Below are 26681 nucleotides of genomic sequence, written 5' to 3'. Positions count from 1 at the left end.
GCCCAGGGCGCCCGCCGCACCGCGCGCAGCGCACGGCGGCGGCGCAGCCCGGTGAGCCGGTCGGTGAACAGGAGCCCGTCGAGGTGGTCGCACTCGTGCTGCAGACAGCGCGCGAAGAAGCCCGTGCCCTCCACCCGCACCGGCTCCCCGGTCACCGTCACGCCCGCCACGACCGCGTGGTCGTGGCGTACGGTGCCCGCCTCGATACCGGGCAGCGACAGACAGCCCTCCGGCCCCCGCACCGTCACCCCGTCGGCCTCGACCAGCCGCGGATTGACCACATGCCCCAGGTGCCGGCGGTCCTCGTCGTCCGGGCAGTCGTAGACGAACACCCGCAGGCCGACCCCGACCTGGTTGGCGGCGAGCCCGACGCCCTGCGCCGCGTACATCGTCGCGTACATGTCCTCGACCAGCCGGGCGAGGGCCGCGTCGAAGGCGGTGACCTCCTCGCAGGGGGTGGCCAGCACCGGATCGCCGAGCAGCCGCATCGGCCGCACCAGTCCGCGACTGCCGGGGATCGCGCCGTTTCGCATGGCAGCAAAGCCTACGTGCCCGGCGCGGTGCGCACGGCCCGTCCGCGGGCCGACGCGGGGCACCTGCCGGTGGTATCCCGGGCGCGGGCCAGGCGTCGCGGGCCCGGGAAGATCGGGGAGACGGTCCCGGTTGTGCGGGTGAGATTCGGGAGAGCGCCCGGATCTCGATAGGCTGATCCCCGACCGTGGCCTCCCGGCTGGCGATTCGGCGCGGAGGGGAACGTACCACCGGCGCCTCAGGGGGCAAGCGCGGCGCCGGTATGCGAGGAGGACGAAGACGATGGCAGGCAACTCGGAGCCGCTGTCGCCGCGGGCCAAGCTGGCCGTGACGGCGGGCAAGGCCGCGGCAGCGGTGTCGCGGGCGGCGGGCCGCGGCAGTGGATCGGTGATCGGCGGCAAGGTGGCCCTGCGGCTCGACCCCGAGCTGCTGGGCAGGCTGGCGCGGCACCTGGACGTGATCCTGGTGTCGGCGACCAACGGAAAGACCACGACCACCCGGCTCATCGCCGAGGCGCTGCGAGCGGCCGGACCGGTCGTCTCCAACGCGCTCGGCGCCAATATGCCCGCCGGTATCACCTCGGCCCTCGCCGGCGGCTCCGACGCCCGCTACGGCGTGATCGAGGTCGACGAGAAGTATCTCGCCGGTGTGGCGCGCGATACGGAGCCCAAGGCCATCGCGCTGCTCAACCTCTCGCGCGACCAGCTCGACCGGGCCGCCGAGACGCGCATGCTGGCTGAGAAGTGGCGTGAGGGGCTGAGCGGCACCAAGGCCGTGGTGATCGCCAACGCGGACGATCCGCTGATCGTCTGGGCCGCCTCCTCCTCGCCCAATGTGGTCTGGGTCGCGGCGGGCCAGGAGTGGAAGGACGACGCCTGGTCCTGCCCGTCCTGCGGCGGTGTGCTGCAGCGCCCCGGCGACGACTGGGTCTGCGCCGACTGCGGCTTCCGCCGCCCCGTCCCCACCTGGGCGCTCAACGGCGACTACGTGCTGGACCCGCACGGCTCGGCCTGGCCGATCCACCTGCAGCTCCCCGGCCGCGCCAACAAGGCCAACGCCGCCACCTCGGCGGCCGTCGCGGCGACCTTCGGGGTGCCGCCGCAGGTGGCGCTGGAGCGGATGTACCAGGTCCAGGCGGTCGCCGGACGGTACGACGTGGTCACCTTCCAGGAGCGCCAGCTGCGGCTGCTGCTGGCCAAGAACCCCGCCGGCTGGCTGGAGACCTTCTCCCTGATCGACCCGCCGCCCACCCCGGTGATCCTCTCGGTGAACGCCCGCGGCGCGGACGGCACCGACACCTCCTGGCTGTGGGATGTGGACTACACCCGGCTCGCCGGGCATCCGATCTGTGTGATCGGCGACCGCAAGCTGGACCTGGCGGTGCGGCTGGAGGTCGCCGGGCTGGACTTCCGGGTCTGCCAGACCGTGGACGAGGCCGTGCAGATCGCCCCGCCCGGCCGGATCGAGGCGATCGCCAACTACACCGCGTTCCAGGACCTGCGCCGCCGCGTGGGCAACTGAGTCCGCACGACCGAGTCCGCACGAGCGAAAAGGGCATACGGAATTGCGACGGATGAACCAGAACAGCCTGCGTCTGGTGTGGGTCTACCCGGACCTGCTGAGCACGTACGGCGACCAGGGGAACGCGCTGGTGGTGGAGCGCCGGGCGCGCCAGCGCGGGCTGGACGTCTCCCGCCTCGACGTCCGCTCCGACCAGCAGATCCCGACCTCCGGTGACATCTATCTGATCGGCGGCGGCGAGGACCGGCCGCAGCGGCTGGCGGCCGAGCGGCTGCGCCGCGACGGCGGGCTGAACCGCGCGGTGGCCAACGGCGCCATCGTGTTCTCGGTGTGCGCGGGCTACCAGATCCTGGGGCACGAGTTCATCAACGACCTCGGACAGCGCGAGCCGGGCCTGGGGCTGCTCGATGTGGTCAGCACCCGCGGCGAGGGCGAGCGCTGCGTCGGCGATGTGCTGGGCGATATCGACGACCGGCTGGGGCTGCCGCCGCTGACCGGCTTCGAGAACCACCAGGGCGTCACCCACCTCGGCCCGGCCGCGCGCCCCTTCGCGCGCGTCCGGTTCGGCAACGGCAACGGCACGGGCGACGGCACCGAGGGCGCGTACAACGACACCGTCTTCGGCACCTACATGCACGGCCCGGTGATGGCGCGCAACCCGCATATCGCGGACCTGCTGCTCAAGCTGGCGCTGGATGTCAACGCGCTGCCGCCGGTGAACGACCAGTGGTACGACGCGCTGCGCAACGAGCGGATCGCGGCGGCCACCCAGGCCACCGCGTAGCCGGAAGCCGGCTCCGGGCCACACCGGCCGCCCGCATGGCGGACAGACCAAGGACCCGCCACCCCCCTCGCTTGTAGGGTGGCGGGGTCCCGCCGGACACCGCGGTCCGGCCGTCAGCCCACACTGCAGAGGTATCAGGGCCATGCGCATTGGTGTGCTCACATCCGGCGGCGACTGCCCCGGCCTGAACGCTGTGATCAGGTCCATCGTGCACCGCGCGGTCGTCGACCACGGCGACGAGGTGATCGGCTTCCAGGACGGCTGGAAGGGCCTGCTGGAGTGCGACTACCGCAAGCTCGACCTGGACGCCGTGGGCGGCATCCTGGCGCTGGGCGGCACCATCCTCGGCTCCACCCGGGTGCAGCCCACGCGGCTGCGCGAGGGCGTGGAGCGCGCCAAGGGGCATGTCGCCGAGCTCGGCCTGGACGCGATCATCCCGATCGGCGGCGAGGGCACGCTCAAGGCGGCCCGGCTGCTGTCGGACTCCGGGCTGCCGATCGTCGGCGTCCCCAAGACGATCGACAACGACATCACGTCCACCGATGTGACCTTCGGCTTCGATACGGCGGTCGGGGTCGCCACCGAGGCCCTGGACCGGCTGAAGACCACCGCCGAGTCACATCAGCGGGTGCTGATCGTCGAGGTCATGGGGCGGCACACCGGCTGGATCGCGCTGCACTCCGGTATGGCCGCGGGCGCCCACGCGATCGTGGTGCCGGAGCGCCCGTTCCATATCGACGAGCTGACCAAGGTCGTCGGGGCGCGCTTCGAGGCGGGCAAGAAGTTCGCCATCGTGGTCGTGGCCGAGGGCGCCAAGCCGCAAGAGGGCACCATGGCCTTCGAGACAAGCGGCACGGACGTCTACGGCCATGAGCGGTTCGCCGGGGTGGCCCGGCAGCTCGCGGTCGAGCTGGAGCGGCGCCTGGAGAAGGAGGCGCGGCCGGTGATCCTGGGCCATGTCCAGCGGGGTGGCACGCCGACGGCGTACGACCGGGTGCTGGCCACCCGGTTCGGCTGGCACGCGGTCGAGGCCGTACACCGCGGCGCCTTCGGGCAGATGACCGCGCTGCGCGGTACGGACATCACGCTCGTACCGCTCGCGGAGGCCGTCGAACACCTCAAAACGGTACCCGCGGAGCGGTACGCGGAGGCCGAGTGCGTACTCTGAGTACCGCGTCAGCCAAGAACTGAGGCTGACGCCGGGACCATCAATTGCGCCACCCCCACGGCGAGCGACCACCTCCGCGAAAGCGGCGCCGGTTCAGGCGCAAAGGGGAGATCAATACATGGATCACGGCGGGCACGGCATGCCCATGGATCTGCCGCCGTTCACGCTGGCGCGCGGGCTGGAGTTCGGCGGGGACACGTTCTTCCTGATCGGCTGTGTGGTGGCGCTCGCCCTGTACGGCTGGGGCGTGGCGCGGCTGATGCGGCGCGGCGACCGCTGGCCGGCGGGCCGGACCGTGTCGTTCGTGCTGGGCGTCCTGACCATCGCGCTGGTGATGTGCACCAAGCTCAATGACTACGGCATGGTCATGTTCAGCGTGCACATGGTCCAGCACATGGTCGTCAGTATGGTCTCCCCGATCCTGCTGCTGCTCGGCGCCCCGGTGACGCTGACCCTGCGGGCCCTGCCGACGGCTGGGCGCGGCCGCAAGGGGGTCAGGGAGCTGCTGGTCGCGCTGTTGCACAGCCGCTATATGCGGATCGTCAGCCACCCGGCGTTCACGATCCCGATGTTCATCGCGAGCCTCTACGCGCTCTACTTCACCCCGCTCTTCGACTTCCTCATGGAGAGCAAGGCCGGGCATATCGCGATGATGTCCCACTTCCTGCTGGTGGGCCTGTTCTTCTTCTGGCCCATCATGGGCGTGGACCCGGGCCCGCACCGGCCGGGCTATGTGATGCGGATGCTGGAGCTCTTCGCGGGCATGCCCTTCCACGCCTTCTTCGGGATCGCCCTGATGATGGCGAGCGAGCCCATGATCGGCACGTACGACCACCCGCCCGCCTCACTCGGCATCGACGCGCTGTCCGACCAGACGGCGGCGGGCGGTATCGCCTGGGCCTTCAGCGAGATCCCCTCGGTGATCGTCCTGGTGGCGCTGCTCGCCCAGTGGTACAAGTCCGACCAGCGCCAGGCGCGGCGCGCGGACCGTATGGCGGACCGGGACGGCGACCAGGAGCTCGCCGCGTACAACGCCTATCTGGCCTCACTCCAGACCCGCGGCCGCTGACCACTTCGCGCCACCCGGCCGTCCCACCGCCCTCACTGCCGACGTCGTCCAGCGTCTAGCGGTGAGGGCGGTTCCGTACGACCATGTCCTCCTGGCCGTTGAGGAGGTTGCGGGGAATGCCCGGATCTGCGAAGGCGATGACAGCGTGCACGGTGGGGGGCCTGGTCCTGGTGACCGCGTACTCGGTGGCCCTCGGCAGCAATGGATGGCTCTGGTTCGGCTGGGTGGTGCTCGGCCTGCTCACCGTCGGGGTGGTCGTGGCCCGGGCCTGAGCCGGTGCCACAGGGACCGCCACCACGACCGGTGCCGGGAGCGCCGCGCGGGCGGCGGCTCCGACGCGTCCGGCCGGTCCGCCGCATGCAGCCGGTCCAATGCCTTCGACTGAGGCGAGGGGGCCGGCTGGGGCGCGGAGCGGGCCGGGAAGTGCGGTGCCAGCAGGCCCGTCTCGGTCTCCAGGGTGTCCGAATCGCCCCCGCGCGGCGTGAACTCGGCGGGCAGCGACACCAGGTGGCGGGAGATCCATGAGGCCGTCCAGCTCAGCTCGGTCTCGGGGACCGCGAGCCGCAGATCGGGCAGGCGCAGCAGCAGGGTGTCGATGCCGGTGTCGGTGATGGCGCGGCCGATGTCCTGGCCGGGGCATTCATGCGGCCCGCCGCTGAAGGAGAGATGCGAGCGGTTGCCGTACATGGGTGCGGCGATGTCGGGGCGGACGGCGGGGTCGACGTTTCCGGCGGCCAGGCCGAGCAGCAGCATGTCCCCGGCCCTGATCTGCCGCCCGCCCAGCTCCGTATCCCCGGTCGCCCAGCGGCCGGGGATCACGGCGAGCGGCGGTTCGTTCCACAGCACATGCTCGATGGCGTCCGGCAGCGTCATATGGCCGCCGGCCAGGGTGGCGCGGAAGCGCGGGTCGGTGAGCATCATCCGCAGCGTGTTGGTCATCAGGTTGGTGGTGGTCTCGTTGCCGGTGAGCAGCACCAGCCGCAGATGCTGGACGACCTCCTCCTCGGTCAGCCCGGAGGGGTGCTCGAGCAGCCAGGAGGCCAGGTCCGAACCGGGCTCGGCGCGTTTGCGCGCCACCAGGTTCTCCAGGGCCTCGGTGACGTACGCGTCGCTGTTGAGGGCCGTCTCCGTGCCCTGCATCAGGTCCCGGGTGGCCTCGACCAGGCGCGGGCCGTACTCGTCGGGCATGCCGAGCAGATGGGTGAGCACCAGCATGGGCAACTGCTCGGTGAATCCGCTCACCAGCTCGGCGTGCCCGTCGGCGACGAACTCGTCGACCAACTGATGGGTGAACCGGGTGACCGCGCGGCGCATCCCGCGCCGGTCGAAGCGGTTCATGCTCTCGGTGAGCGCCGCGCGCAGCCGCTCGTGCTCGGCGCCGTCGGCGAAGGTGCACATGGGCTGCCAGCCGACCACCGGCAGCAGCGGCGAGTCGGGGGCGACCCGGCCCTCGCGCCAGTCGCCCCAGTGGCGGGAGTCGCGGGAGAAGCGGGAGGGGGTACGGGCCACTTCCAGGTTCTCCCGGTAGCCCAGCAGCAGCCACGCGGGCAGATCGCCGGCCAGCCGTACGGGGGCCACCGCGCCGTGCTCGGCGCGCAGCCACTCGTAGAAGCCCTTCGGGTCGGCTTCGTGCTCGGGCCCGAAGAGATCCCCCGCGGTGCCGGAGCGGATGGCGGCGTGGGCGGGGCATCCGGGAGGAGGCGCGGCGCCGAGGTGGTCCGTGCCGGGGTGGTCGGGAGGAGGGGTCACGGGGTCTCCGGGGTCACGGTGGTGAGGGAGTGCAGATAGCGCACAAGTGTCAGCAGGGTGTCGCGGCTGGACCCGCGGTCCCGGGCGTCGCAGTCGACCATGGGTACGGAGTCGGGCAGGTCCATCGCGGTGCGCAGTTCGGACATGGGGTAGACGGGTGCGTGGGGGAAGGCGTTGATCGCGACGACGAAGGGCACGGCGCGCTCCTCCAGCCGTCCGACCGCGTCGAAGCTGACCTCCAGGCGCCGGGTGTCGATGAGTACGACGGCGCCCAGGGCTCCCTCGAACAGGCCGTCCCACAGGAACCAGAAGCGCTCCTGGCCGGGTGTGCCGAACAGATAGAGCACCAGTTGGTCGTTCAGGCTGATCCGGCCGAAGTCCATCGCCACGGTGGTCTCGGTCTTGCGCTCCACCCCGGCGATATCGTCCACGCCGACGCCGGCCTGGGTCATGGTCTCCTCGGTGGTCAGCGGCCGGATCTCGCTCACCGAGCCGACCATCGTCGTCTTCCCGACGCCGAACCCCCCGACGATCACCACCTTGACCGCCGCGCTCACCGAGGACGGCAGGGTGTCCTCGCTGCGCGGTCCGACGAGCGCTCCAGGGCCGGCGAGCGTTTCAGAGCCGGCGAACGCTTCAGAGCTTCTGTAGTCCATGCATCACCGCTTGGAGGAGTTCGACGTCGGGCAGCGCGGCGACGGGGACCGGCGCCCGGGTTTCCACCCGCTCGTCCCTGAGCAGGTCCGTGAGCAGCAGGGTGACCGACGAGACGGGCAGGGCCAGATACGCGGAGATCTCGGCGACGGACAGCGGGAACTGACACATCCGCAGGACGGACGCGCACTCGGGGCGCATCCCCGGCTCCGGCTCGGCCCGCGCCACGACCAGGGTGACCAGTTCGACGTCCGCCCGCCCGGACCGGCGCGGGCGGTCGTCGGCGAAGGAGTACAGCCGGTCGGGGACACCGTCGGCACGGCGCCCCCGAGGTTCGCTCATGCGCTCCGCCCGTCGACGCGTGGTGGGCTGCTGAGGTGTCCGCCGACCCGGGCCACCAGGTCTCGCATGCACTGGCCCATGAGCCCGGCGTCCACGGTGTCGTCGGCCAGCACCGCCAGATACGCCCCGGCGCCCGCCGCCATCAGATAGAAGAATCCGCAGTCGACCTCGATGGCGACCAGTTTCATCCGCCCGTCACCCTCGGGGAGTTCGGCGGCGATCGCCCCCGAGAGGCTTTGCAGCCCCGCACAGGCGGCGGCCAGCCGTTCGGCGGTTTCCTCGTCGGCGCCCATCTTTGCCATGCACAGACCGTCCGAGGAGAGGAGCACCACGTAGTGGGTCTGCGGAACGCTCTTCGCCAGGTCCCGGAGCATCCAGTCCATGTTGTACCGCGGTTGCGTCACTTGCCTATTCACCCTTATCCGACTCATGCGAGATGTTCGACGATTCATCACCGTGCGGCGGACGGCCGGATTCGGTGTTGTCGGCCGCACCGGAAATGCCCTTGAAGAACGGGCCCAGCCACAATCCCGGCTCCACGGGCGGCTTTTCCTGCACCGGGGGCGCCGGGCGCGCGGGCTCTGCGCCGTTCGCGACGCCGGTGTCGACACGGACTGCCCGGGTGACGTGAGGCATCCGACGGCGGCGCTGTGGCAGTCCGGCCGTGTTCTGCGGCGGCACTCCGCCCGCGTTCTGCGGCGGCATCCCGACCGTGTTGTGCTCCATGGTGGGCGGCGCCGCGACGCGGCCGAAGTCGGGCGGGCCGCCGGTGCGTGCCGACGTCGGGCTGGGCTTCCAGCCGGCGGGCGGGTTGGGCTTCGCCCTGGTCACGGGCTTGGGCGGAGGCAGCTTGGCGGCGCGGGCGACCAGGCCACCGGGCGCGGGGGTGGGGCAGATGATGCTCTGCGGCACGACCAGGACCGCGCGGACGCCGCCGTACGCGGAGGGGCGCAGCGAGAACTGGAAGCGGTGCTTGTGGGCGAGTCTGCCGACCACTGAGAGCCCCAGGCGCGGCGTCTCGCCCAGATCGTTGAGGTCGAGTCCGGCCGAGGCCTGGGCCAGCGTCAGCTCGATGCGCTTGCGGGCCTCGTCCGTCAGGCCCACCCCGGCGTCCTCGATTTCGACGGCGACCCCGGACTGGACCTCGACCGCGGTCAGATGCACCCGGGTCTTCGGCGGTGAGTAGCGGGTGGCGTTGTCCAGCAGTTCGGCCATGGCGTGGATCAGCGGCTCGACGCCCGGGCCGACGATGCCGACGTCCGCCACCGAGTGCAGTTCGACCCGCGGGTACTCCAGGATCCGGGAGATGGCGCCGCGGCAGACGTTGTACAGCGGGATCGGGTCCCGCCACTGACGCCCCGCGTGGGAGTCGCCGAGTACGGAGATGCTGTCGGCCAACCTGCCGATCAGCGCGTTTCCATGATCGAGGTGGAGGAGATCGTGGTACATCTCGTAGTCGGCGCCGTGCTTGTCCTCCATCTCCCGCACGTCGTAGGCCTGCTGGTGGGTGATGGCCTGGACGCGGCGGGCGATGTTGACGAAGGCCCGCTGTGCGGCGTCCCTCAAGTCCTCCTCGAACCGTACGGTCTGCAGCATCTCCCACAGGACCGCCCGGTGCGCGGACTCGAAGTCCGGTTCGAGGCACGGCGCGTGGTCGATGTCCTTCATCACGTCGACGGGCTCCGCGCCGCGCCGCAGCCGGTCCACGGCCGCGGGGAGCACTTCCTTGGCCAGCCGTCTGGTCTCCACCTCCTGGTCGACCAGGCGCTGTCGCAGCACGGCCTCGCGCTCGGCGGCCTTCAGCCGCAGGGCCGCGATGACGCGCCCGCGGCGCACCGCCTCCGCCGCCGCCACGGCCACCGCCAGCGTCGCCGCCAGGCCGCACCAGGCGACCGCCGCCCGCGCCCCGGTGGGGACCCAGGCCACGGCCAGTGCGGCGGCCAGGGCCGTCGCGGCGGGAGGGATCAGCCATACGAGCGCGGAGGCGGGCCGTCGGCCTCCGGGTGACGAGCCGGCAAAAACCATGGGCGTCCTTAAGAAAGGCGGAGACAACAGAGGAGAGAACGACGCGGGAAACCGCGGGCGAAGAGCTCGCTATGAGCCAAGGAGCTTAGCGCTTTCGCCAGACGCCGAGACGAATATGCGTTTTTCTCGAAAATGCACTGATGGGTGAATGGAAACAGCTCAAGACTCGATCAGGTTCTTTCATTTTCATTGCTTCATCGAACTCTTTCTGACCGGCGGCCGTTGCGCCCAGAGCGGATCAGTGCAGGGCGAACCGGCTGTGCCGGGCCTCCGGAGAGCTCGTAGCGTCCGCATATGAGCAACGGAAACGCATTCGTGATCGGGGCGACGGAACAGATCGGGCGGGCGGCGGTGCGCGCGCTCGCCGCCCAGGACGAGCCGGACGGCTTCCCGGAGTTTCCCGTGCCGATCCACGAGTCGCACCCGACCGTCCCGCCGGGCAAGGACACCTACAGCACGGCCAAGGTCGCGCTGGAGCAAGAACTGCTGGGCGCCGGGGACCGGCTGCCGACCACGCTGCTGCGCGCCGGGGCGATCCACGGCCCGTACAGCCCCCTGCCCCGCGAGGCGTACTTCATCAAGCGGGTGCTCGACGGGCGGCCGGTGCGGATCCTCGCCCACGGGGGCACGAGCCGGTTCCACCCGGTGCATGTGGACAACCTCGCCGAGCTGATCCGCCTGGCCGCCCGCAACCCCGGCGGCGCTGGACATGTCGGCGGCGGAGCGCGAGCTGGGCTACCGGGCGGCGACCGGGTATGTCGAATCGCTGCCGGAGACGGTGGAGTGGACGGCCCGTCAGCTGGCGGACGGCCGGGACTGGCGAGAGGCGTTCCCGCTCATGGCGAAGGCCTACGCGCCGCCCCGCGATCTCTTCGACTACGCCACGGAGGACGCGTGGCCGGCCGAGAGCGGGCGGGGCGGGCGGGACGGGCTGGGCGGGCGGTAATTCCGTCGCGCCGTGATCACCGCGGCCGGTAGCCTCGGGCGCCCGATGGACCAAGATGACGCGGAGGTACGTGGATGAGCGGGCGGTTGCGCGCGATCGCCCGTGAGACGGAGCGGATCGTCGCCGAGGGCGGCTACACGGCACCGAGCGGACACGAAGTCCGGCTCGCCGAGCACATCGACCGTGCGATCGAGGGCACGCGTCTCTACGAGCCGGCGCACACGGTGGCGAGCCGACGCGGCTCGGCCCTCGCCGAGGAGATCGCCCGCGTGGCCGCCGAGGCGCTGGGACACCGTGAACAGCCGGATTGCGACACGCGGTTCGAGGTGACCGGAGAGAGCAGCCTGGAAGCCGCACGCAGGCTGACAGCCGGGGTCGACGGGGCCGTGGCGGTGCTGAACTTCGCCTCCGCCCGCAACCCCGGCGGCGGCTATCTGAACGGCGCCCAGGCGCAGGAGGAGGCGCTGTGCCGGGCCTCGGCACTGTACGCGTGCCTGCGCACCGCACCGGACTTCTACGCGGCGCACCGGGCCGACCCGAGCCCCTTCTACAGCGACCGGGTCATCCACTCCCCCGGCGTCCCCGTCTTCCGCGACGACCGGGGCGGGCTGCTCGACGCCTGGTACGAGGTCGGCTTCCTGACCTCGGCCGCGCCGAACGCCGGGGTCATCGCGCAACGTGGCATGGACACCTCGCGCCTCCCCGAGGCGCTGGCCTCGCGCGCCGAGCGGGTGCTGGAGGTGGCCGTCGCGCACGGGTACCGCCACCTCGTGCTGGGCGCCTGGGGGTGCGGGGTGTTCCGGAACGACCCGGCGGCGGTGGCCGAGGCGTTCCGCGCCCATCTGGTGGCCCCCGGGCGCTTCGCGGGGTGCTTCGAGCGCGTCGTCTTCGCCGTGCTCGACCGCCGTACGGACTCGCCGACACGCGCCGCGTTCGCCGCCGCGTTCGGCACGGCCGCCGCGGCCTGACGGCGCCGGGCCCCGCCCCGCGGATGCGTACGCACCCACAGAACGGGGCCCGGCCCCGACTCGCTCCGGCTACTTGGCGGCGGCCGGGACGGGCGTGGCGTGCGGGCCGCACGTCACGTCCGCGGCGTCCACCGTGCCGTTCAGCAGATAGGCGTCCACCCGGTCGTTGATGCAGGAGTTGACCAGCCCGGTGACTCCGTGCGAGCCCGCGTCCTTCTCGGTGATCAGGCGCGAGCCCTTCAGCCGCTTGTGCAGCTCGACGGCGCCGTCGTACGGGGTGGCGGCGTCGCGTGTGCTCTGCACGATGAGCGTCTTGGGCAGACCCTTGTCCGCGCCGACCTCGATCGGGTTCTGCTGCGGGGCGTCCCAGGTGGCACACGGCAGGTTCATCCAGGCGTTCGCCCAGGTCATGAACGGGTAGTCCGTGTGCAGCCGGGTGTTGTCCCGGTCCCAGGTGCGCCAGCTGGTCGGCCACTTGGCGTCCGCGCACTCCACCGCCGTGTAGACGGCGTTGCCGTTCTCCGAGGCGATGTTGCCCGCGGTGTCGGACAGATCCGGGCCCGCCGCCTCGACCAGCTGCTTCTCGTCACCGGCGAGATAGGAGCTCCACACCTCGGCGACCGGGGCCCACGAGGAGTCGTAGTACGGCGCGCTCTGGAAGAAGCCCACCAGCTCGGCCGGGCCGACGACCCCGCCGATCGGGTGCTTCTTGGCGGCCGCGCGCAGCGTCTCCCACTGCTTCTGGACCTTCTCCGGCGTGTCGCCGATGTGGTAGGTCGCGTCGTTCTTGGCGACCCACGCCGTCCAGTCCTTCCAGCGCATCTCGAAGGCGACGTCCTGGTCCAGGTTGGCCTGGTACCAGATCTTCTCCCGCGACGGGTTGACCACGCTGTCGACGATCATGCGGCGCACATGCGTCGGGAAGAGCGTCGCGTACACGCCGCCGATGTAGGTGCCGTAGGACACGCCGAGGTAGTTGAGCTTCTTCTCGCCGAGCGCGGCCCGGATGACGTCGATGTCACGAGCCGTGTTGGGCGTCGTCAGGTACGGCAGCATCCAGCCGCTGCGCTCCGCGCAGCCCTGCGCGTACTCCTTGGCGAGCTTGCGCTGTGCGCGCTTGTCCGCCTCGCTGTCCGGCACCGGGTCCGCCTTCGGCGCCTTGACGTACTCCTGCGGGTCGACGCAGGAGATGGCGGCGGAGTGGCCGACCCCGCGCGGGTCGAAGCCGACGAAGTCGTACGCCTTCGAGGTCTTCGCCCACAGCGGGTTCTTGGTGGTGACCCGGCGCGGGAACTTCAAACCGGAGCCGCCGGGCCCGCCCGGGTTGTAGATCAGCGCACCCTGGCGCTCGGTGGCGCTCCCGGTGTTGCCGATCCGGTCCACGGCGAGCTTGATGGTGCGGCCGTACGGCTTGGCGTAGTCGACCGGGACCGTCACATAGCCGCACTGTATGGGCTTCTCCAGAGCCCAGTCGGCCGGGCAGTCCTGCCAGTCGATGCCCGCCGCGGCGGCCCTGGCCGCGGCGATCTGCACGCCGCGCGCCTCCGCCGCTCCCCCCGGCGTACGCGCCTTCGCGCTGGCCATGGGCGTGGCCAGGGCGCCCGCTATCAGCGCCCCGGTGAGCACACCGCCGGCCGTGCCGAGCATTGCTGTACGTCTCACGTAGCTACTCCCCCTGCAGGTTCGCGCCGCGCGACTGCGGCGATGATCACAGAGTGTCAGTCAGGAGGATCCTCGCGCCTCACTGACCGGTCGGTACAGGGCAAACCGGCGTTTCTTTATCAACACATGAACATCCTGCCATCGGCGCCCCCTTGGGCCGCCTCGCGCCACCCGGCCGCGTCGTCCCGGCCATGTCGCCCCCCGCCATGTTGCCATCCGAAGCGTCGTCCAACAGCCTCCGCAGCCGCAGCGCGTCCGGTGCCACCGCGGTCACCAGAGCGGCGGGGCCCGCGAGCGGGGTGAGCACCGCCGTCTCGCCGAGCTGCCGGACGGATACCGGCCGCTCCTCGAAGGCCGGGTCGACGAGGAGGAGTTGACCGGCGGCCCGATGCCCGGCGAGGACCGCCCCGCCGTCCCAGCCGGGCGTCCCCGGCCCGTAGCCGAGCTCCTGGTCCAGCAGGGCCCGCCCGGCCCGGTACACCGTCAGACGGGCCGTCAGCCGCCCCGGCGGCTCTCCGGCCCGGCCGAGCACCTGCTCCTCGCGGAGCAGCAGACAAGCAGTCGGGGCGAGCTCGACGCGGCAGGTCATCCGCAGGTCGCTGCCGCGCGCCAAGATGACCGGCTCGGGTCGCCAGCACAGCGTCGCGCCGTCGCCGACGGTGAGCCGTACGTCGTAGTGGGCGGGCTCGCCCGACCGCCCGGGCAGCGCGATGGTCGCCGCCGCCGACCCGACGGACAGCCGCGCCCCAGGCCCCACCACCACGTCGAGGCCGATCCGATCCCCGCCGAGCGGCCCGCTCATCGCCCCCACCACAGTCACCCGCGCCTCCACCCCCACCGCCCGCGTCCGCCGCAACGCGAGCGGCCCGTCGCCGGCGAGCACGGGCAACGCGGTCCCGCCCCGCCCGTCCGCCTCCGCGACGATCCGGGCGGCGGCCCGGACGCCGCTCACGCGTGGGCCGCCGTCCAGGCGGCCAGCCGGTCGCGTACCCAGTCGACGACCGGCTTGACGCCGTTCTCGGTGACCAGCGAGGTGAAGGCGACGGGCAGATCGCCGCGCTGGGCGTGCGCGTCGTGGGCCATGCGGTCCAGGTCGGAACCCACGTACGGCGCGAGGTCGGTCTTGTTGACGACCAGGAGGTCGGCGGTGGTCACGCCGGGCCCTCCCTTGCGCGGGATGTCGTCGCCGCCCGCGACGTCGATGACGAAGATCTGGGCGTCGACCAGCCCCTTGGAGAAGGTCGCGGTGAGGTTGTCGCCGCCGGACTCGACGAAGACGAGGTCGAGGCCGCCCTGCGGGCCGACAGCGTCCTCAAGGTCCTCGATCGCCTCGAGGTTGGCGGAGATGTCGTCGCGGATCGCGGTGTGCGGGCAGGCGCCGGTCTCCACTGCCGTGATGCGCGTCGCCGGCAGGACGGCGTTGCGCAGCAGGAACTCGGCGTCCTCGCGGGTGTAGATGTCGTTGGTGACCACGGCGATCGACAGCTCGTCGCGCAGCGCGCGGCACAGCGCGGCGACGGTCGCGGTCTTCCCGGACCCGACCGGGCCGCCGAGGCCGATGCGCAGGGCGCGGCGGGTGCCGTCGGGGCGGCGCGGATCGGCGGCGCCGCTGTAGGTGTGGCGCTGCGGGTAGATGTCGGTGTCCGCGTGGTCGAGATGCATGACGGCTCCGGGTGGTTCGCGGGACGGGCTGAGGCTGCTAGGAGGCGAAGAGGCGTACGGGCCAGGCCGCATGCGCTTCGGCGGTGATGTCGAGCAGCGGCGCGGAGGCGGCGGGCAGCGCGTCCGGGCCCTCGTCGAGGGCCCGTCGGGCCGCCTCGGCGGCCCGCGCCGCGACCTGGTCCAGCTCGGGGACGAGGCGGGCGAGCACGGCGGTGGCGTCGAAGGGGTTCAGGCTCAGCAGCCGTACGACGGCGGTCGCGGGCCCGCTGACCGACTCGTACGCGGCGATATGCGCGGCGTCCGCCGGGCTCGCCCCGGCGGCGCGTACGGCGAGGCCGAGGACGACGGGCTGGTGGGCGCCGCGCGGGCGGGCCGCGGCGAGGGCGTCGAGTTCCGGTCCTGGCCAGGCGGCCCGTGCGGCGCGCATCATCTGGCGGCCGAGCCGCCGCGCGGTGGCGCGCAGGGCGGGGGCCGGGGTACGGGCGTCGGCGGCCTCGTCGAGGAGCAGCGGGTCGAGCCCGGCGGCGGCCGCGGCGGCGAGCCCCGCCGCGGTGAGCCCGGCGGTGTGCAGCCGGCCCCGGCAGAACTCCTCCAGCGACCCCGCGTCCCGGATCCGGCCCGCCTTGACGGCGGCCTCGGCGCCCCCGGAGTGCGCATGGCTCCCGGCCGGGAACCGGCCGTCGGCGAGGACGAGCAGGGCCGCCCTGGCGGCGGCTGCGGGCATCGGCACGGACACGGACATGGGCACGGTCATGGTCGCCACGTCCGCTCAGAAGAGGAAGTAGCGCTGCGCCATGGGCAGTTCCGCGGCGGGGGCCGGTTCGACCGGCTCCCCGTCGATGGTCACCGTGAAGGTGTCGGGGTCGACCTCGACATCCGGGCGGGCGTCGTTCTCCCGCATATCGGCCTTGGTGACGCCGCGGGTGCTGCGGATCGGGACGAACCGCTTGCCGAGGCCGAGCCGGTCCACCAGGCCGTCGTCGAGCGCTGTCTGCGTGACGAAGTTGAGCGAGTTGGTGGCCGGGGCGCGCCCGATCGCGCCGAACATGGGGCGCGGCAGGACCGGCTGCGGCGTGGGGATGGACGCGTTGGCGTCGCCCATCTGCGCGTACGCGATCTGCCCGCCCTTGATGACCAGCTGCGGTTTGACGCCGAAGAACGCCGGGTCCCACAGCACCAGATCGGCGAGCTTCCCGGTCTCCACGGAGCCGATCTCATGGTCCAGGCCCTGGGCGGCGGCCGGATTGATGGTGTATTTGGCGACATAGCGACGCGCCCGGTGGTTGTCGGCGCGGCCGTCGCCGGGCAGGGCGCCGCGCCGGCGCTTCATGACATGCGCGGTCTGCCAGGTGCGCAGCACGACCTCGCCGACCCGCCCCATGGCCTGGGAATCGGAGGAGATGATCGAGATGGCGCCGAGGTCGTGCAGGATGTCCTCGGCCGCGATCGTGCTGGGCCGGATGCGGGACTCGGCGAAGGCGAGGTCTTCGGGGACGGCGGGGTTGAGGTGGTGGCAGACCATCAGCATGTCGAGGTGTTCCTCGACGGTGTTGACGGTGTGCGGGCGGGTCGGGTTGGTGGAGCTGGGCAGCACGTTCGGCTGGGACACCACGGTGATGATGTCCGGCGCATGCCCGCCGCCCGCACCCTCGGTGTGGTACGCGTGGATGGAACGCCCGGCGATGGCGGCGAGCGTGTCGCCGACGAAGCCCGCCTCGTTGAGCGTGTCCGTATGGATGGCGAGTTGGGCGCCGCTCTCCTCGCACACCCCCAGGCACGCGTCGATGGCGGCGGGGGTGGCGCCCCAGTCCTCATGGATCTTGAACCCGAGGGCGCCGCCCCGCAGCTGGGAGTACATCGCCTCGCGCGAGACGGTGTTGCCCTTGCCGAGCAGCCCGACGTTGACGGGGTAGCTCTCCAGCGCCTCGAACATCCGGGCCAGATGCCAGGGGCCCGGCGTGATGGTGGTCGCCTTGGTGCCCTCGGCGGGCCCGGTGCCGCCGCCGACCAGGGTGGTGATGCCCGCCGCCAGCGCCTCGTCGGCGATGGTCGGGGAGATGAAGTGGACGTGGGCGTCGATGGCCCCGGCGGTGAGGATCTTGCCGTTGCCCGCGATGACCTCCGTCTCAGGACCGATGACGAGGTCGGGGTGGACGCCGTCCATGGTGTCCGGGTTGCCCGCCTTGCCGATGCCGGTGATCCGGCCGTCGCGCAGCCCGACATCGGCCTTGACGACGCCCCAGTGATCGAGGATCACGGCGCCGGTGATCACGGTGTCGGGGGTCCCCTCGGCGCGCGTGGCACGCGACTGCCCCATGGACTCCCGGATCACCTTGCCACCGCCGAACACCGCTTCGTCCCCGGCCCGGCCGGGGCCGCCGGCGCGGTCCTCCTCGATCTCGATGAGGAGGTCGGTGTCGGCGAGCCGTATACGATCCCCGGCGGTCGGCCCGAAGAGATCCGCGTACGCGGGGCGGCTGAGTTCAGTCATCGAGGGACCCTCCTGTCTCGCCACGCAGCCCGGGTACGACGCGCTCGCCCGCTATCGGGACCAGCTCGACCTCGACGGGGATGCCCGGCTCGAAACGCACGGCGGTCCCCGCGGCGATGTGCAGGCGTTGGCCGTGGGCGGCGGCGCGGTCGAAGTCGAGGCCGGGGTTCGCCTCGGCGAAGTGGTAGTGGGAGCCGACCTGAACGGGCCGGTCGGCAGCGTTGAGCACGGTGAGGCGGGTGACGGGACGGCCCTCGTTGAGGCGTACCGGCTCGTCCGCGTGCAGGATCTCTCCGGGTATCACGGGAGGCGCCCTCCGTCAGGCTATGGGCTGATGGACGGTGACGAGCTTGGTGCCGTCAGGGAAGGTGGCCTCGACCTGAACGTCGTGGATCATCTCCGGGACGCCCTCCATGACCTCCTCGCGGGTCAGCACCTCGCGGCCCGAGGACATGAGCTCGGCGACCGTACGGCCGTCGCGGGCGCCCTCCAGGATGTGCGCGGTGATCAGCGCGACGGCCTCCGGGTGGTTCAGGATCACCCCGCGGGCCCGCCGCTTTTCAGCCACGTCGGCGGCCACGTGAATGAGCAACCGTTCCTGCTCGTGCGGGGTCAACTGCACGCCTACCACCTCACGCTTGTCCCGTCGAACGGGGTCGAATTGCCCGCTCACCTGCGGCCCGGTTCCCAGGGCGGCTCGCACCCGGTTTCGGAAGGCTAGTTCCGCGGCGTTTCCACGGCGTTAACTGCGACGGTTGTGGTGGGTGGGGGTCGAGTCGGGCGAGGGGCCTCAGCCGCGCCCGCGCCGCCGGTCCCCGACGTCCGGGCCGCGGTGCTCCGCGGCGATGCCGAACCGCCGCCGTTCGCCGGGAGCGGACACCGCCGGGCGGACGGTCGAGACCGTGCTGATCACCTGCTCCTCCTCGGCACCCGCCTCGCCTGCCGCATCCGACTCCATCTCCTCAAGTCGTCGCAGGTCATCGGCCGACACCAGGGCCACGAGCGGCTTTCCGTGCCGCGTCACAACCACCCGCTCGCCGCCGTACACAACGCGGTTGATCAGCTCGGCGAGCTCTGCTCGGGCTTGCGTCACCGGAATCTCGTAGGCCATGCTCCCCATCATAACGAGATGTACGTCCTGTACATTTTTTACAGACGCCCGAGTACCACCTGACCCCCAGAGGTGACGTGATGGAACGCCCGACGGCGCGCTACGTCCTGCCCGAGTTCACCGAGCGCACGAGCAACGGGGTCCGCACCATGGACCCGTACTCCAAGCTCCTGTCCGAGCGCATCGTCTTCCTCGGCACCCAGGTCGACGACACCTCGGCCAACGACGTGATCGCACAGCTCATCCACCTCGAACACGCCGGCCCCGACCAGGACATCTCGCTGTACATCAACTCGCCCGGCGGCTCGTTCTCCGCCATGACGGCGATCTACGACACGATGCACTTCGTCACCTGCGACGTGGAGACGATCTGCCTGGGCCAGGCCGCCTCCGCGGCCGCCGTACTGCTGGCCGCCGGCACCCCGGGCAAGCGCTTCGCGCTGCCGGGCGCGCGGGTCCTCATCCACCAGCCGTCGTTCAGCGAACCCATCCAGGGCACCACCTCCGACCTGGAGCTCCAGGCCAAGGAGATGCTGCGCACCCGCGCCCTCCTGGAAGAGCTGCTGGTACGACACACCGGGCAGACCGCCGAGCGGATCCGCTCCGACATCGAGCGCGACAAGATCTTCAACGCCGAGGACGCGGTGGCATACGGGCTCGTGGACCGACTCACCCAGAGCCGCAAGAACCCGCGGCCACTGCGCGACGCGAGGTGAGCGACCGTGCCACCACCTGAACTGCCCCCGCTGCCCGCGCTCACCCGCGCGGAGGGCGCGCTGGTGGACGGCTATCTGGACGTGGTCGACCTGCTCGCCCGAATCAACCCGTCCCGCGGCAGCGACACCTACGCGGCCCTGCGCGCCGCGCAGGCCCTGGTGGGGAAGGCCACCGCCCTCCGGGACGCGCTGGCCCTGATGCACGAGCGCGGCGAGAGCCGCCTGCACACCACGACGCTGGAGCGCGCCCTCCGCGTACTGGACGGAGACCGCCGCACCGAACGCGTGACGCTGCCCCCGACGCCCGCGCACTGACGCGGGGGAAGCTGCGCCGTTCACCCGGACGGCCCAACCCGGCCCCGGCGCCCCCGCCGGACCGGCTTGCGGTGCCCCAGCGGTGCTCTTCGCTTCCCTGCCGGCCCCCGCCTCCGCCCCCAGCCTCGCATCCATGCCGGGCCGGGGGCACCATCCCAGGGACGACAGGACCCGCCGCGTCGGGCGCCTGGCCGGTCTGGGCCGGGCAGGGGCCCGGCAGACGAAGGGGGTGCGTGATGAATGCGCACATACGAGTCCCTGCAGCCGTATCCCGGGCCGGCGCCGTCTCGGCCCTGACCGTCGCCGCGGTCGGTGGCCCCGTAGCGGGGCCGGGGATTCCGCAGCAAGCCGAGGCGGCCTCCGCCGCCGCGAAGGCGCTGCAGGTCGCCGCGTCGAAGAAGGGAGCCCCGTACACCTACGGGGCCGCCGGCCCCAGCCGCTTCGACTGCTCGGGCCTGACCCAGTACGCGTACAAGCGGGCCGGAAAGCGGCTGCCGCGTACGGCCGCCGCGCAGTACAACCGCGCCCGCCATATCAAGGCCGCCTCCCGCCACGGCGGCGACCTGGTGTTCTTCCATTCCGGGAGCAGCGTCTACCACGTGGGCCTGTACGCGGGGCGCGGCCGGATCTGGCATGCGCCCAAGCCGGGGACCGTGGTGCGGCTGGAGCGCATCTGGACCAAGAAGGTCTGGTACGGCAAGGTGCGCTGACAGCCGCCGAGGCGTGACTGTCGGTAGCGGACTGACTGTCGGTGGGCGCCGGTACGTTGGCGGGGTCGGGGAAGTCCGTCCATCGTCGCGAGGGATCACATGTCGTATCTCAACCCAGTCCGCAACATCACCTTCGACGCCCACGATCCGTACGCCCTGGCGCAGTTCTGGTCCGCCCTGACCGGGTATGCGCTCGAGGGCTCCGCGCCGGATGACGACGAGGTGCTGATCACGTCGAACCAGACCGGCGTCCCGGGCCTGCTGTTTCTGCGGGTGCCCGACGCCAAGCAGGGCAAGAACCGTGTCCATCTCGACATCCAGCCGCCCTCGGGCACGCGGGACGCCGAGGTGGAGCGGATGGTTTCGCTGGGCGCGTCGGTCATCGACGACCGGCGCACGGAGGACGGGCTCGGCTGGGTGGTGATGACGGACCCGGAGGGAAACGAGTTCTGCGTCGAGCGCAGCGCGGTCGAGCGTGGCCTGGTGGAGCCGATGTGACGTCCGATGTCTTCGACACCGGTGCCAACGCGCGTAGCGTGGCGGGGTGTCGGCAGCAGGAGGGGGCTTGTGGTGACCGAGCAGTTCCAGGCGGACCGGACCTATGACCATGTGTATCTGGTCTTCATCGACACGGCCGGATATTCGACGATCGTCCTGTCGAACCCGAGAGACCGCGCCGCCCACGCCTTCGACCTGCTGCGCGAGCGGATGCGCACCCGGCTCGCGCAGCTGGCGGCGGAGCGCCGCTGTGCCCGCAGCGGCGTGTGGAGCTGGCGGGGCGACGGCGGGTTCTTCGCCGTCCATGACGACAGCGAGAGCGTGGCCCGCGATGTCGCGCTCGAGGCGGCCAAAACCTTCCTCACCCTGGATCTGGTCCATCTGCGGGACGAGTTCGCGCGGGCGGGCGTGGGCGGCGAGCTGCATCTGCGGATGGCCGTGCACAAGGGGACGATCCAGCACACCGGCGAGGGGCGGACCGGCACCATCCACTCCCCCGACATCAATCTGGCCGCGCATCTGGAGAAGGCGACCCCTCGGGACTGCCTGGCGATCTCCGAGGACGTGTACCGCACCGCGGGCCCGTACGCGGAGCAGTTCACACCCGTGGGCAGCCATGAGGGCAAGCACGTCTATCTGATGGCCGGGGACGGCGGCCCGCAGCAGGCGGCCAAGGCGTGGCTGGCGAGCCGCGGTCTTGACGGGGGCACCGCGGTGCACGCGTATCCCGAGCGGCCGAGCTCCGAGGAGAAGGCGCGGCTGCTGGACGCGGCGTTCGAGGAAGTCCTCGACATGGGCACGGCGCTGCGCACCTCCTCCGGCCGACTGGTCACCACCGAGCGCCCGGCCCGCTATCGCGACGCGGTCCTCGGCCTGCTGCGCCGGGGCGGGATCTACAGCTGCTTTCTGCTGGACCCGTCCTCGGACGCCGCGGCCACGCTGGCGCGGCAGTACCAGGAGGACATGACGAGGAAGATCAAGGATTCGCTGGAGCGGTTCGGCCGGTTCAAGGAGCGCTATGGCGCCGAGGCCGAGGGGCTGCGGGTGTACCAGACGGACGAGTTCCCCGGGTTCTCCGCGCTGGCCGTCGACGTGCGGCGGCCCGACGGGCTGATCCTCTTCTCCTCGTATCTCATGGGCACCAGCCCGTACGGCGTGATCGAGCGCGGCGATATGCCGCACTATCTGATCAGCCCGACGGCCGGGCCGGTGTTCGGGCGCATACGGGAGCTGGCCGAGGCCCGCGGCACCACGGGGCACGTCAAGCGCGTCCTGTGACCGCGGCCGCTCAGCCCACGGGAACGGTCCAGGGCAGCGCGATCCAGACCGTCTTCCCGCCCTCCGGCGTCGGGATAACGGACACCTCGCCGCCCGACTCCGCGGCCAGCGACCGGATGATCAGCAGGCCCCGGCCGTTGTCCTGATGGGTGGCGGGCGGCAGGCGTTTGGGCCATCTGGGGTGGCTGTCGGTGACGCCGATACTCAGCCGCTCTTCGCGTTCCAGCCGCAGATCCACGGTGAAGGTGGGCGATTGGCCCATCGTGTGCTGGACGGCGTTGGTGGCGAGTTCGGAGACGACGAGCCGTACGATGCCGACGGTCTCCGCATCCGTCGGCAGACCCCATTCGGCCAGGACGCTCGTCACATATCTTCGCGCCGCGGTCACCGAGACCGGCGCGCTGGGCAGAGTGACGGATGCTTCGTGGTGGTCAGCCATGGCGACCCTGTCCCTTCCAGCCGGGGCGCGGCTGCGGACGCGTGCGAGTAGTAATGCCAAGCCAGTGAAGTCATGGGCAGCCCCGGCGGCTCTAGCGCCAGAGTGCCATCGATGGAGGGCACAACGGGTGCGATCCACCGAGTTATGCATATATCTGTCGCTCGAAACGGTGAACTCTGCTACGGAAGACCGGATTTGAACGGCACACTGGCGAGCGGGAATTCGAGAGAATGCCGAAAGGGGATGTCATGCGGTACGGCCCTGCGGTTCGCCGCCGCAAGCTCGGTGCGGAACTCCGCCGTCTGCGCGATCTCGCCGGACTCACCAGCGGCGAGGCCGCGCGCCGGGTGGGTTGGCACCAGTCGAAGGTAAGTCGGCTGGAGACCGGAAGCAGTGGAGCGAGACCGGCCGATGTGGTGCGGCTGCTGGATGTGTACGAGGTCGCGGACCCGGAGTTGCGCGCCCTGTTGGAAGCGTTGTGCGGTGGGGGCGCATCGGATCCCGAGGGGTCGCGGCGCGGCTGGTGGTACGCCTACCGCGATCTGCTGCCGCCCGCCTACCGGGATTTCATCAGCCTGGAGTCGGAGGCCTCGGCCGCGTCCACGCTGGAGACCACGGTGGTGCCGGGGCTGCTGCAGACCCCGGACTACGCGCGGGCGGTGACCCGGGCGGCGCTGCCGGATCTGCCCCGGCCGCAGGTGGACACGCTGGTGGAGGTGCGGATCGCGCGTCAGTCGGTGCTGCGCGGGGACCGGCCGCTGCGGCTGCACGCGGTGCTCGACGAGGCGGCGCTGCGGCGCGAGGTGGGCGGGCCCGGGGTGATGGCGGCCCAGCTGCGGCATCTCGCGGAGGTCGCGGCGCTGCCTCAAGTGCGGCTGCAGGTACTGCCGTTCTCCGCCGGAATGCCCATTGGCATCACTGGTCCTTTCATTATTTTTTCCTTTTCGCACATTACTGATCTCGATGTTGTTGTTCTCGACCACTTGACGAGTAGCCTCTACCTGGAACGGAAAGAAGACCTTCGGGCGTACAGCGCCGCGTTCGACACGCTGCGGACCAACGCCCTGACCGTCAAGGAATCGTTGACCTTCATCACCAAAATCGGGGGCGGCGCCTGAGGGGGCACCATGTCCACAATGTCCTGGTCCCTACCCTGCGATTCGGCATTGCGCGATGCGCAATGGCGGCGCAGCAGCTACAGCACCGGAATGAACAACTGCGTGGAGACGGCTTCGTTCCCGCCCGGCCTGCTGGCCGTGCGGGATTCGAAGAACATGTCCGGCCCCGCGCTGCTGTTCGTCCCGGACGTCTGGCTCACGTTCGTCGACGCGCTCCGGGGCGGCGCGCTCGACACCGGCGCGATCACGCGCCGACGCGAGAGCTGAGCTGAGCTGAGCCGTCAGGCGGTCGGCGCGGTCCGTACGATCGCGTCGGCCGCCTCCTCGATTTGCTGATCGGTCAGATCCGCCCGGGCCGTCAGCCGTAGCCGGGAAATCCCGTCCGGGACGGACGGCGGGCGGAAGCAGCCGACCGCCAGCCCGGCCGCGCGGCAGTCCGCGGCCCACTGCACCGCCTGCTCGGGCGACGGGGCCCGCACCGACACCACCGACGCATCGGGCCGTACCGCGCTCAGCCCGGCGGCGGTGAGCCGTTCGTACAGCCCGGTGGCCAATGCGCGGGCGCGGGCGGCCCGCTCCGGCTCGCGGCGCAGCAGGCGCAGACTCGCCAGGGCGGCGCCCACGGCGGCCGGGTTGAGGCCGGTGTCGAAGATGAACGTTCGGGCGGAGTTGACCAGGTGCTCGATCACCCGGGCCGGTCCCAGAACGGCCCCGCCCTGGCTGCCCAGCGCTTTGGAGAGCGTGACGGTCACGACCACGTCGGGCGCGCCCGCGAGCCCCGCGCCCTGCGGCGCGCCGCGCCCGCCGTCGCCGAGCACCCCGAAGCCGTGCGCGTCATCGATGACCAGGGCCGCGCCGTGCGCGCGGCAGGCGGCTGCGAGGGCGGGCAGCGGGGCCGCGTTCCCGTCGACGGAGAAGACGGAGTCGGTGACGACGAGCGCGCGGCGGCGCGGGCGCGCCTGGGCGCGCCGGGGCGTGTGCACTGTCGTCTCCCCTGCGGTGTCGTCCCCTGCCGTCTTCGCCGCGGTGTCCGCTGCCGTCTCCGTTGAGGTGTCCGCCGCGGTGTGCGCTGCCGGAGAAGAGGCGGCTTCGAGGGCCTTGCGCACCGCCTCGGGGTCGGCGTGCGGGACGACGGCGACCTCGGCCCTGGACAGCCGGCAGCCGTCGATGAGCGAGGCGTGGTTGACCGCGTCGGACAGGACCAGGGCGTCACGACCGCTCAGCGCGGTAACGGCTGCGAGGTTCGCCGCGTAGCCGGACGAGAACACCAAGGCCGCCTCGAAGCCGCAGAAGGCGGCGAGCTCCGCCTCCAGCGTGGCGTGCAGCTCCGTATGCCCCGTGACCAGCCGGGACCCGGTCGAGCCCGCGCCCCAGCGGGCCGCCGCCGCGCCGGCCGCGGCCGTCACCTCCGGGTGCCTGGCCAGGCCCAGGTAGTCGTTGCCCGCGAGGTCGAGCAGCGGGGAGTCGGCGGGGCGGGGTTTGAGCGTGCGGACGAGTCCGGCACGGCTCCGCCGTTCGCTCTGCTCGTCGATCCACTCGAACGGGTCGTCGTGGCGATCCTGGGGCATACGCCGTCCCTGCCTTCCATCCGGCCACTAGCCGGGCGCCAACTGTCGGGTCCCGATAGAACGTAGCGGCGTCCATGCATGGGCAGGGTGTGGCAATACACACACCTGGAACGAGTGGTGTTGTGCGGTCCCTCCTTTGCCCCGGGCCCGGGCGCAGGGCAGGATCGGCCCATGGAGCTGCTGAAGACGCTGGTGGACAAGGGGCTGCGGCGCGAGCTGCCGACCCGAGAAGAGGCCCTCGCCGTGCTGGCGACCGCCGACGACGATGTGCTCGACGTGGTGGCCGCGGCGGGCAAGGTGCGCCGCGCCTGGTTCGGGCGGCGGGTGAAGCTCAACTATCTGGTCAACCTCAAGTCCGGGCTGTGCCCCGAGGACTGCTCGTACTGCTCACAGCGGCTCGGCTCGCGCGCCGACATCCTCAAGTACACCTGGCTGAAGCCCGAGGAGGCCGCGGCCGCCGCGGTCGCGGGGGTCTCCGGCGGCGCCAAGCGGGTCTGTCTGGTCGCCAGCGGGCGCGGCCCGACGGACCGGGACGTGGAGCGGGTCTCCCGGACCATCGAGGCGATCAAGGAACAGAACGAAGGCGTCGAGGTCTGCGCCTGCCTCGGCCTGCTCTCCGACGGGCAGGCGGCGCGGCTGCGGGCGGCGGGCGCCGACGCGTACAACCACAACCTCAACACCTCGGAAGCCACCTATGGGACCATCACCACCACCCACACCTACGCCGACCGGGTGACGACCGTCCAGCAGGCCCAGGCGGCGGGCATGTCCGCCTGCTCCGGGCTGATCGCGGGCATGGGCGAGACGGACGAGGACCTGGTCGACGTGGTCTTCTCGCTCCGCGAGCTGGACCCCGACTCGGTCCCGGTCAACTTCCTCATCCCCATCGAGGGCACCCCGCTCGCCGAGGAGTGGCAACTCACCCCGCAGCGCTGTCTGCGGATCCTGGCGATGGTGCGGTTCGTCTGCCCGGACGTCGAGGTACGGCTCGCGGGCGGACGGGAGATCCATCTGCGCTCGCTGCAGCCGCTGGCCCTGCACCTGGCGAACTCGATCTTCCTGGGCGACTATCTGACCACCGAGGGCCAGGCCGGCAAGGACGACCTCGCGATGATCGCCGACGCCGGTTTCGAGGTGGAGGGCACGGACACGACGACGCTGCCCACGCACCGGGCCGACGCGCTGGCGGCGGCACAGGCGGGCTGCGGTTCGCACGACGGTGCTGAGCACGGCGGTGCTCAGGGTGAGACGACAGGCGCGGGCTGCGGCTCGGCGGGCGGGGGCTGCGCGCCGTGCGGCGAGGCGGCGCCCGCGGCGGAGGTGGCTGAGGGAGCGGGAGCCGAGCCCGTACCGGCC

The 26681-nt window shown here is 71.6% G+C and carries 30 protein-coding genes and 1 pseudogene; 15 read left to right on the top strand and 16 right to left on the bottom strand.

Features of this window, described 5'->3' with window-relative positions; all coding sequences use genetic code 11:
* Nucleotides 1–533: peptide deformylase (gene def, locus ACWDSL_RS36925; RefSeq protein WP_450492321.1), on the bottom strand; the 533-nt coding region annotated here is incomplete at its 3' end.
* Nucleotides 534–813: 280 nt separating this feature from the next.
* On the opposite strand from def, the gene ACWDSL_RS36920 reads away from it, so the two are divergent.
* From ACWDSL_RS36920 to ACWDSL_RS36900, 5 genes are all read left to right on the top strand, one after another.
* Nucleotides 814–2052, top strand: coding sequence for a Mur ligase family protein (locus ACWDSL_RS36920; RefSeq protein ID WP_385616188.1), 1239 nt, complete (start codon nucleotides 814–816; stop codon nucleotides 2050–2052).
* A 52-nt stretch (nucleotides 2053–2104) separates the two neighbouring features.
* Nucleotides 2105–2836 (top strand): type 1 glutamine amidotransferase, encoded by a 732-nt coding sequence (locus tag ACWDSL_RS36915; RefSeq protein ID WP_450492320.1) that lies wholly within the window; start codon nucleotides 2105–2107, stop codon nucleotides 2834–2836.
* A gap of 142 nt (nucleotides 2837–2978) precedes the next feature.
* Nucleotides 2979–4004 (top strand): 6-phosphofructokinase, encoded by a 1026-nt coding sequence (locus ACWDSL_RS36910; protein WP_450492319.1) that lies wholly within the window; start codon nucleotides 2979–2981, stop codon nucleotides 4002–4004.
* A 118-nt stretch (nucleotides 4005–4122) separates the two neighbouring features.
* Nucleotides 4123–5073, top strand: coding sequence for a cytochrome c oxidase assembly protein (locus ACWDSL_RS36905; protein ID WP_450492318.1), 951 nt, complete (start codon nucleotides 4123–4125; stop codon nucleotides 5071–5073).
* Between the two features lie 116 nt (nucleotides 5074–5189).
* The gene (locus ACWDSL_RS36900; RefSeq protein WP_043488071.1) at nucleotides 5190–5345 is read left to right on the top strand and encodes a hypothetical protein; all 156 of its coding nucleotides are present in this window, start codon (nucleotides 5190–5192) and stop codon (nucleotides 5343–5345) included.
* Here the strand turns inward: ACWDSL_RS36900 and ACWDSL_RS36895 are convergent.
* From ACWDSL_RS36895 to ACWDSL_RS36875, 5 genes are read right to left on the bottom strand one after another with little or no spacing between them, the layout of a single operon-like run.
* On the bottom strand, nucleotides 5314–6822 hold the full coding sequence (locus ACWDSL_RS36895) for a cytochrome P450 (protein WP_450492317.1): 1509 nt from the start codon (nucleotides 6820–6822) through the stop codon (nucleotides 5314–5316). The two genes, ACWDSL_RS36900 and ACWDSL_RS36895, sit on opposite strands and share 32 nt — an antisense overlap.
* On the bottom strand, nucleotides 6819–7478 hold the full coding sequence (locus tag ACWDSL_RS36890) for a GTP-binding protein (protein ID WP_450492316.1): 660 nt from the start codon (nucleotides 7476–7478) through the stop codon (nucleotides 6819–6821). Before ACWDSL_RS36890 ends, ACWDSL_RS36895 begins: the two co-directional genes overlap by 4 nt.
* Nucleotides 7459–7818 carry a DUF742 domain-containing protein gene (locus ACWDSL_RS36885; RefSeq protein ID WP_450492315.1) on the bottom strand — a complete coding sequence of 120 codons (360 nt, stop codon included), beginning with the start codon at nucleotides 7816–7818 and terminating at the stop codon, nucleotides 7459–7461. Before ACWDSL_RS36885 ends, ACWDSL_RS36890 begins: the two co-directional genes overlap by 20 nt.
* On the bottom strand, nucleotides 7815–8201 hold the full coding sequence (locus ACWDSL_RS36880) for a roadblock/LC7 domain-containing protein (protein WP_398533413.1): 387 nt from the start codon (nucleotides 8199–8201) through the stop codon (nucleotides 7815–7817). Before ACWDSL_RS36880 ends, ACWDSL_RS36885 begins: the two co-directional genes overlap by 4 nt.
* Nucleotides 8202–8226: 25 nt before the next feature.
* The gene (locus ACWDSL_RS36875) at nucleotides 8227–9843 is read right to left on the bottom strand and encodes an ATP-binding protein (protein WP_450492314.1); all 1617 of its coding nucleotides are present in this window, start codon (nucleotides 9841–9843) and stop codon (nucleotides 8227–8229) included.
* Nucleotides 9844–10146: 303 nt separating this feature from the next.
* Between ACWDSL_RS36875 and ACWDSL_RS36870 the strand changes: the two are divergent.
* Nucleotides 10147–10789: pseudogene (locus ACWDSL_RS36870) on the top strand (NAD-dependent epimerase/dehydratase family protein); the annotation flags it as partial.
* A 74-nt stretch (nucleotides 10790–10863) separates the two neighbouring features.
* Nucleotides 10864–11757: a TIGR02452 family protein gene (locus ACWDSL_RS36865; RefSeq protein WP_450492313.1), complete on the top strand. Its 894-nt coding sequence runs from the start codon at nucleotides 10864–10866 to the stop codon at nucleotides 11755–11757.
* Nucleotides 11758–11826: 69 nt separating this feature from the next.
* On the opposite strand, the gene ACWDSL_RS36860 is transcribed toward ACWDSL_RS36865, so the two are convergent.
* The 8 genes from ACWDSL_RS36860 to ACWDSL_RS36825 all read right to left on the bottom strand — a co-directional run bounded on the left by ACWDSL_RS36860 (nucleotide 11827) and on the right by ACWDSL_RS36825 (nucleotide 18683).
* Complete coding sequence (locus ACWDSL_RS36860) at nucleotides 11827–13404, bottom strand: alpha/beta hydrolase (RefSeq protein WP_450492322.1); 1578 nt, start codon at nucleotides 13402–13404, stop codon at nucleotides 11827–11829.
* 94 nt (nucleotides 13405–13498) lie between these two features.
* Nucleotides 13499–14371, bottom strand: a complete 873-nt coding sequence (locus ACWDSL_RS36855) for an urease accessory protein UreD (RefSeq protein ID WP_450492312.1) — start codon at nucleotides 14369–14371, stop codon at nucleotides 13499–13501.
* Nucleotides 14368–15081 carry an urease accessory protein UreG gene (gene ureG, locus ACWDSL_RS36850; protein ID WP_450492311.1) on the bottom strand — a complete coding sequence of 238 codons (714 nt, stop codon included), beginning with the start codon at nucleotides 15079–15081 and terminating at the stop codon, nucleotides 14368–14370. The genes ACWDSL_RS36855 and ureG overlap by 4 nt, the downstream gene beginning before the upstream one ends.
* Nucleotides 15082–15118: 37 nt before the next feature.
* Nucleotides 15119–15835 carry an urease accessory protein UreF gene (locus ACWDSL_RS36845; RefSeq protein WP_450492310.1) on the bottom strand — a complete coding sequence of 239 codons (717 nt, stop codon included), beginning with the start codon at nucleotides 15833–15835 and terminating at the stop codon, nucleotides 15119–15121.
* 15 nt (nucleotides 15836–15850) lie between these two features.
* Nucleotides 15851–17572 (bottom strand): urease subunit alpha, encoded by a 1722-nt coding sequence (locus ACWDSL_RS36840; protein WP_450492309.1) that lies wholly within the window; start codon nucleotides 17570–17572, stop codon nucleotides 15851–15853.
* Nucleotides 17565–17876, bottom strand: coding sequence for an urease subunit beta (locus ACWDSL_RS36835; RefSeq protein ID WP_450492308.1), 312 nt, complete (start codon nucleotides 17874–17876; stop codon nucleotides 17565–17567). The genes ACWDSL_RS36840 and ACWDSL_RS36835 overlap by 8 nt, the downstream gene beginning before the upstream one ends.
* A 15-nt stretch (nucleotides 17877–17891) precedes the next feature.
* The gene (locus ACWDSL_RS36830) at nucleotides 17892–18194 is read right to left on the bottom strand and encodes an urease subunit gamma (protein WP_089511712.1); all 303 of its coding nucleotides are present in this window, start codon (nucleotides 18192–18194) and stop codon (nucleotides 17892–17894) included.
* Between the two features lie 168 nt (nucleotides 18195–18362).
* On the bottom strand, nucleotides 18363–18683 hold the full coding sequence (locus tag ACWDSL_RS36825; RefSeq protein ID WP_450492307.1) for a type II toxin-antitoxin system Phd/YefM family antitoxin: 321 nt from the start codon (nucleotides 18681–18683) through the stop codon (nucleotides 18363–18365).
* A gap of 80 nt (nucleotides 18684–18763) precedes the next feature.
* On the opposite strand from ACWDSL_RS36825, the gene ACWDSL_RS36820 reads away from it, so the two are divergent.
* From ACWDSL_RS36820 to ACWDSL_RS36800, 5 genes are all read left to right on the top strand, one after another.
* On the top strand, nucleotides 18764–19399 hold the full coding sequence (locus tag ACWDSL_RS36820) for an ATP-dependent Clp protease proteolytic subunit (RefSeq protein WP_450492306.1): 636 nt from the start codon (nucleotides 18764–18766) through the stop codon (nucleotides 19397–19399).
* A gap of 6 nt (nucleotides 19400–19405) precedes the next feature.
* Entirely contained in the window at nucleotides 19406–19714 is a 309-nt protein-coding gene (locus tag ACWDSL_RS36815; protein WP_450492305.1) for a hypothetical protein, read from the top strand.
* A 236-nt stretch (nucleotides 19715–19950) separates the two neighbouring features.
* Nucleotides 19951–20424: a C40 family peptidase gene (locus tag ACWDSL_RS36810; RefSeq protein ID WP_450492304.1), complete on the top strand. Its 474-nt coding sequence runs from the start codon at nucleotides 19951–19953 to the stop codon at nucleotides 20422–20424.
* 99 nt (nucleotides 20425–20523) lie between these two features.
* Nucleotides 20524–20922 (top strand): VOC family protein, encoded by a 399-nt coding sequence (locus tag ACWDSL_RS36805; RefSeq protein ID WP_089511717.1) that lies wholly within the window; start codon nucleotides 20524–20526, stop codon nucleotides 20920–20922.
* Between the two features lie 72 nt (nucleotides 20923–20994).
* Nucleotides 20995–22200, top strand: a complete 1206-nt coding sequence (locus ACWDSL_RS36800) for a hypothetical protein (protein ID WP_450492303.1) — start codon at nucleotides 20995–20997, stop codon at nucleotides 22198–22200.
* Nucleotides 22201–22210: 10 nt separating this feature from the next.
* On the opposite strand, the gene ACWDSL_RS36795 is transcribed toward ACWDSL_RS36800, so the two are convergent.
* Nucleotides 22211–22639 (bottom strand): ATP-binding protein, encoded by a 429-nt coding sequence (locus tag ACWDSL_RS36795; RefSeq protein ID WP_089511719.1) that lies wholly within the window; start codon nucleotides 22637–22639, stop codon nucleotides 22211–22213.
* A gap of 248 nt (nucleotides 22640–22887) precedes the next feature.
* Between ACWDSL_RS36795 and ACWDSL_RS36790 the strand changes: the two genes are divergently transcribed.
* Both ACWDSL_RS36790 and ACWDSL_RS36785 read left to right on the top strand, forming a co-directional pair.
* Nucleotides 22888–23757 (top strand): helix-turn-helix domain-containing protein, encoded by an 870-nt coding sequence (locus ACWDSL_RS36790; protein ID WP_450492302.1) that lies wholly within the window; start codon nucleotides 22888–22890, stop codon nucleotides 23755–23757.
* Nucleotides 23758–23766: 9 nt separating this feature from the next.
* Nucleotides 23767–24024 carry a DUF397 domain-containing protein gene (locus ACWDSL_RS36785; RefSeq protein WP_450492301.1) on the top strand — a complete coding sequence of 86 codons (258 nt, stop codon included), beginning with the start codon at nucleotides 23767–23769 and terminating at the stop codon, nucleotides 24022–24024.
* A gap of 14 nt (nucleotides 24025–24038) precedes the next feature.
* Here the strand turns inward: ACWDSL_RS36785 and ACWDSL_RS36780 are convergent, their stop codons facing one another.
* Complete coding sequence (locus ACWDSL_RS36780) at nucleotides 24039–25325, bottom strand: 8-amino-7-oxononanoate synthase (RefSeq protein ID WP_450492300.1); 1287 nt, start codon at nucleotides 25323–25325, stop codon at nucleotides 24039–24041.
* 171 nt (nucleotides 25326–25496) lie between these two features.
* Between ACWDSL_RS36780 and bioB the strand changes: the two genes are divergently transcribed.
* Nucleotides 25497–26681: biotin synthase BioB (gene bioB, locus ACWDSL_RS36775; RefSeq protein WP_450492299.1), on the top strand; the 1185-nt coding region annotated here is incomplete at its 3' end.

The organism is Streptomyces sp. NPDC000941, assembly GCF_053599555.1.
The sequence above is the reverse complement of the archived record's forward strand: the minus strand, read 5'-3'. Positions and strand labels throughout refer to the sequence as shown.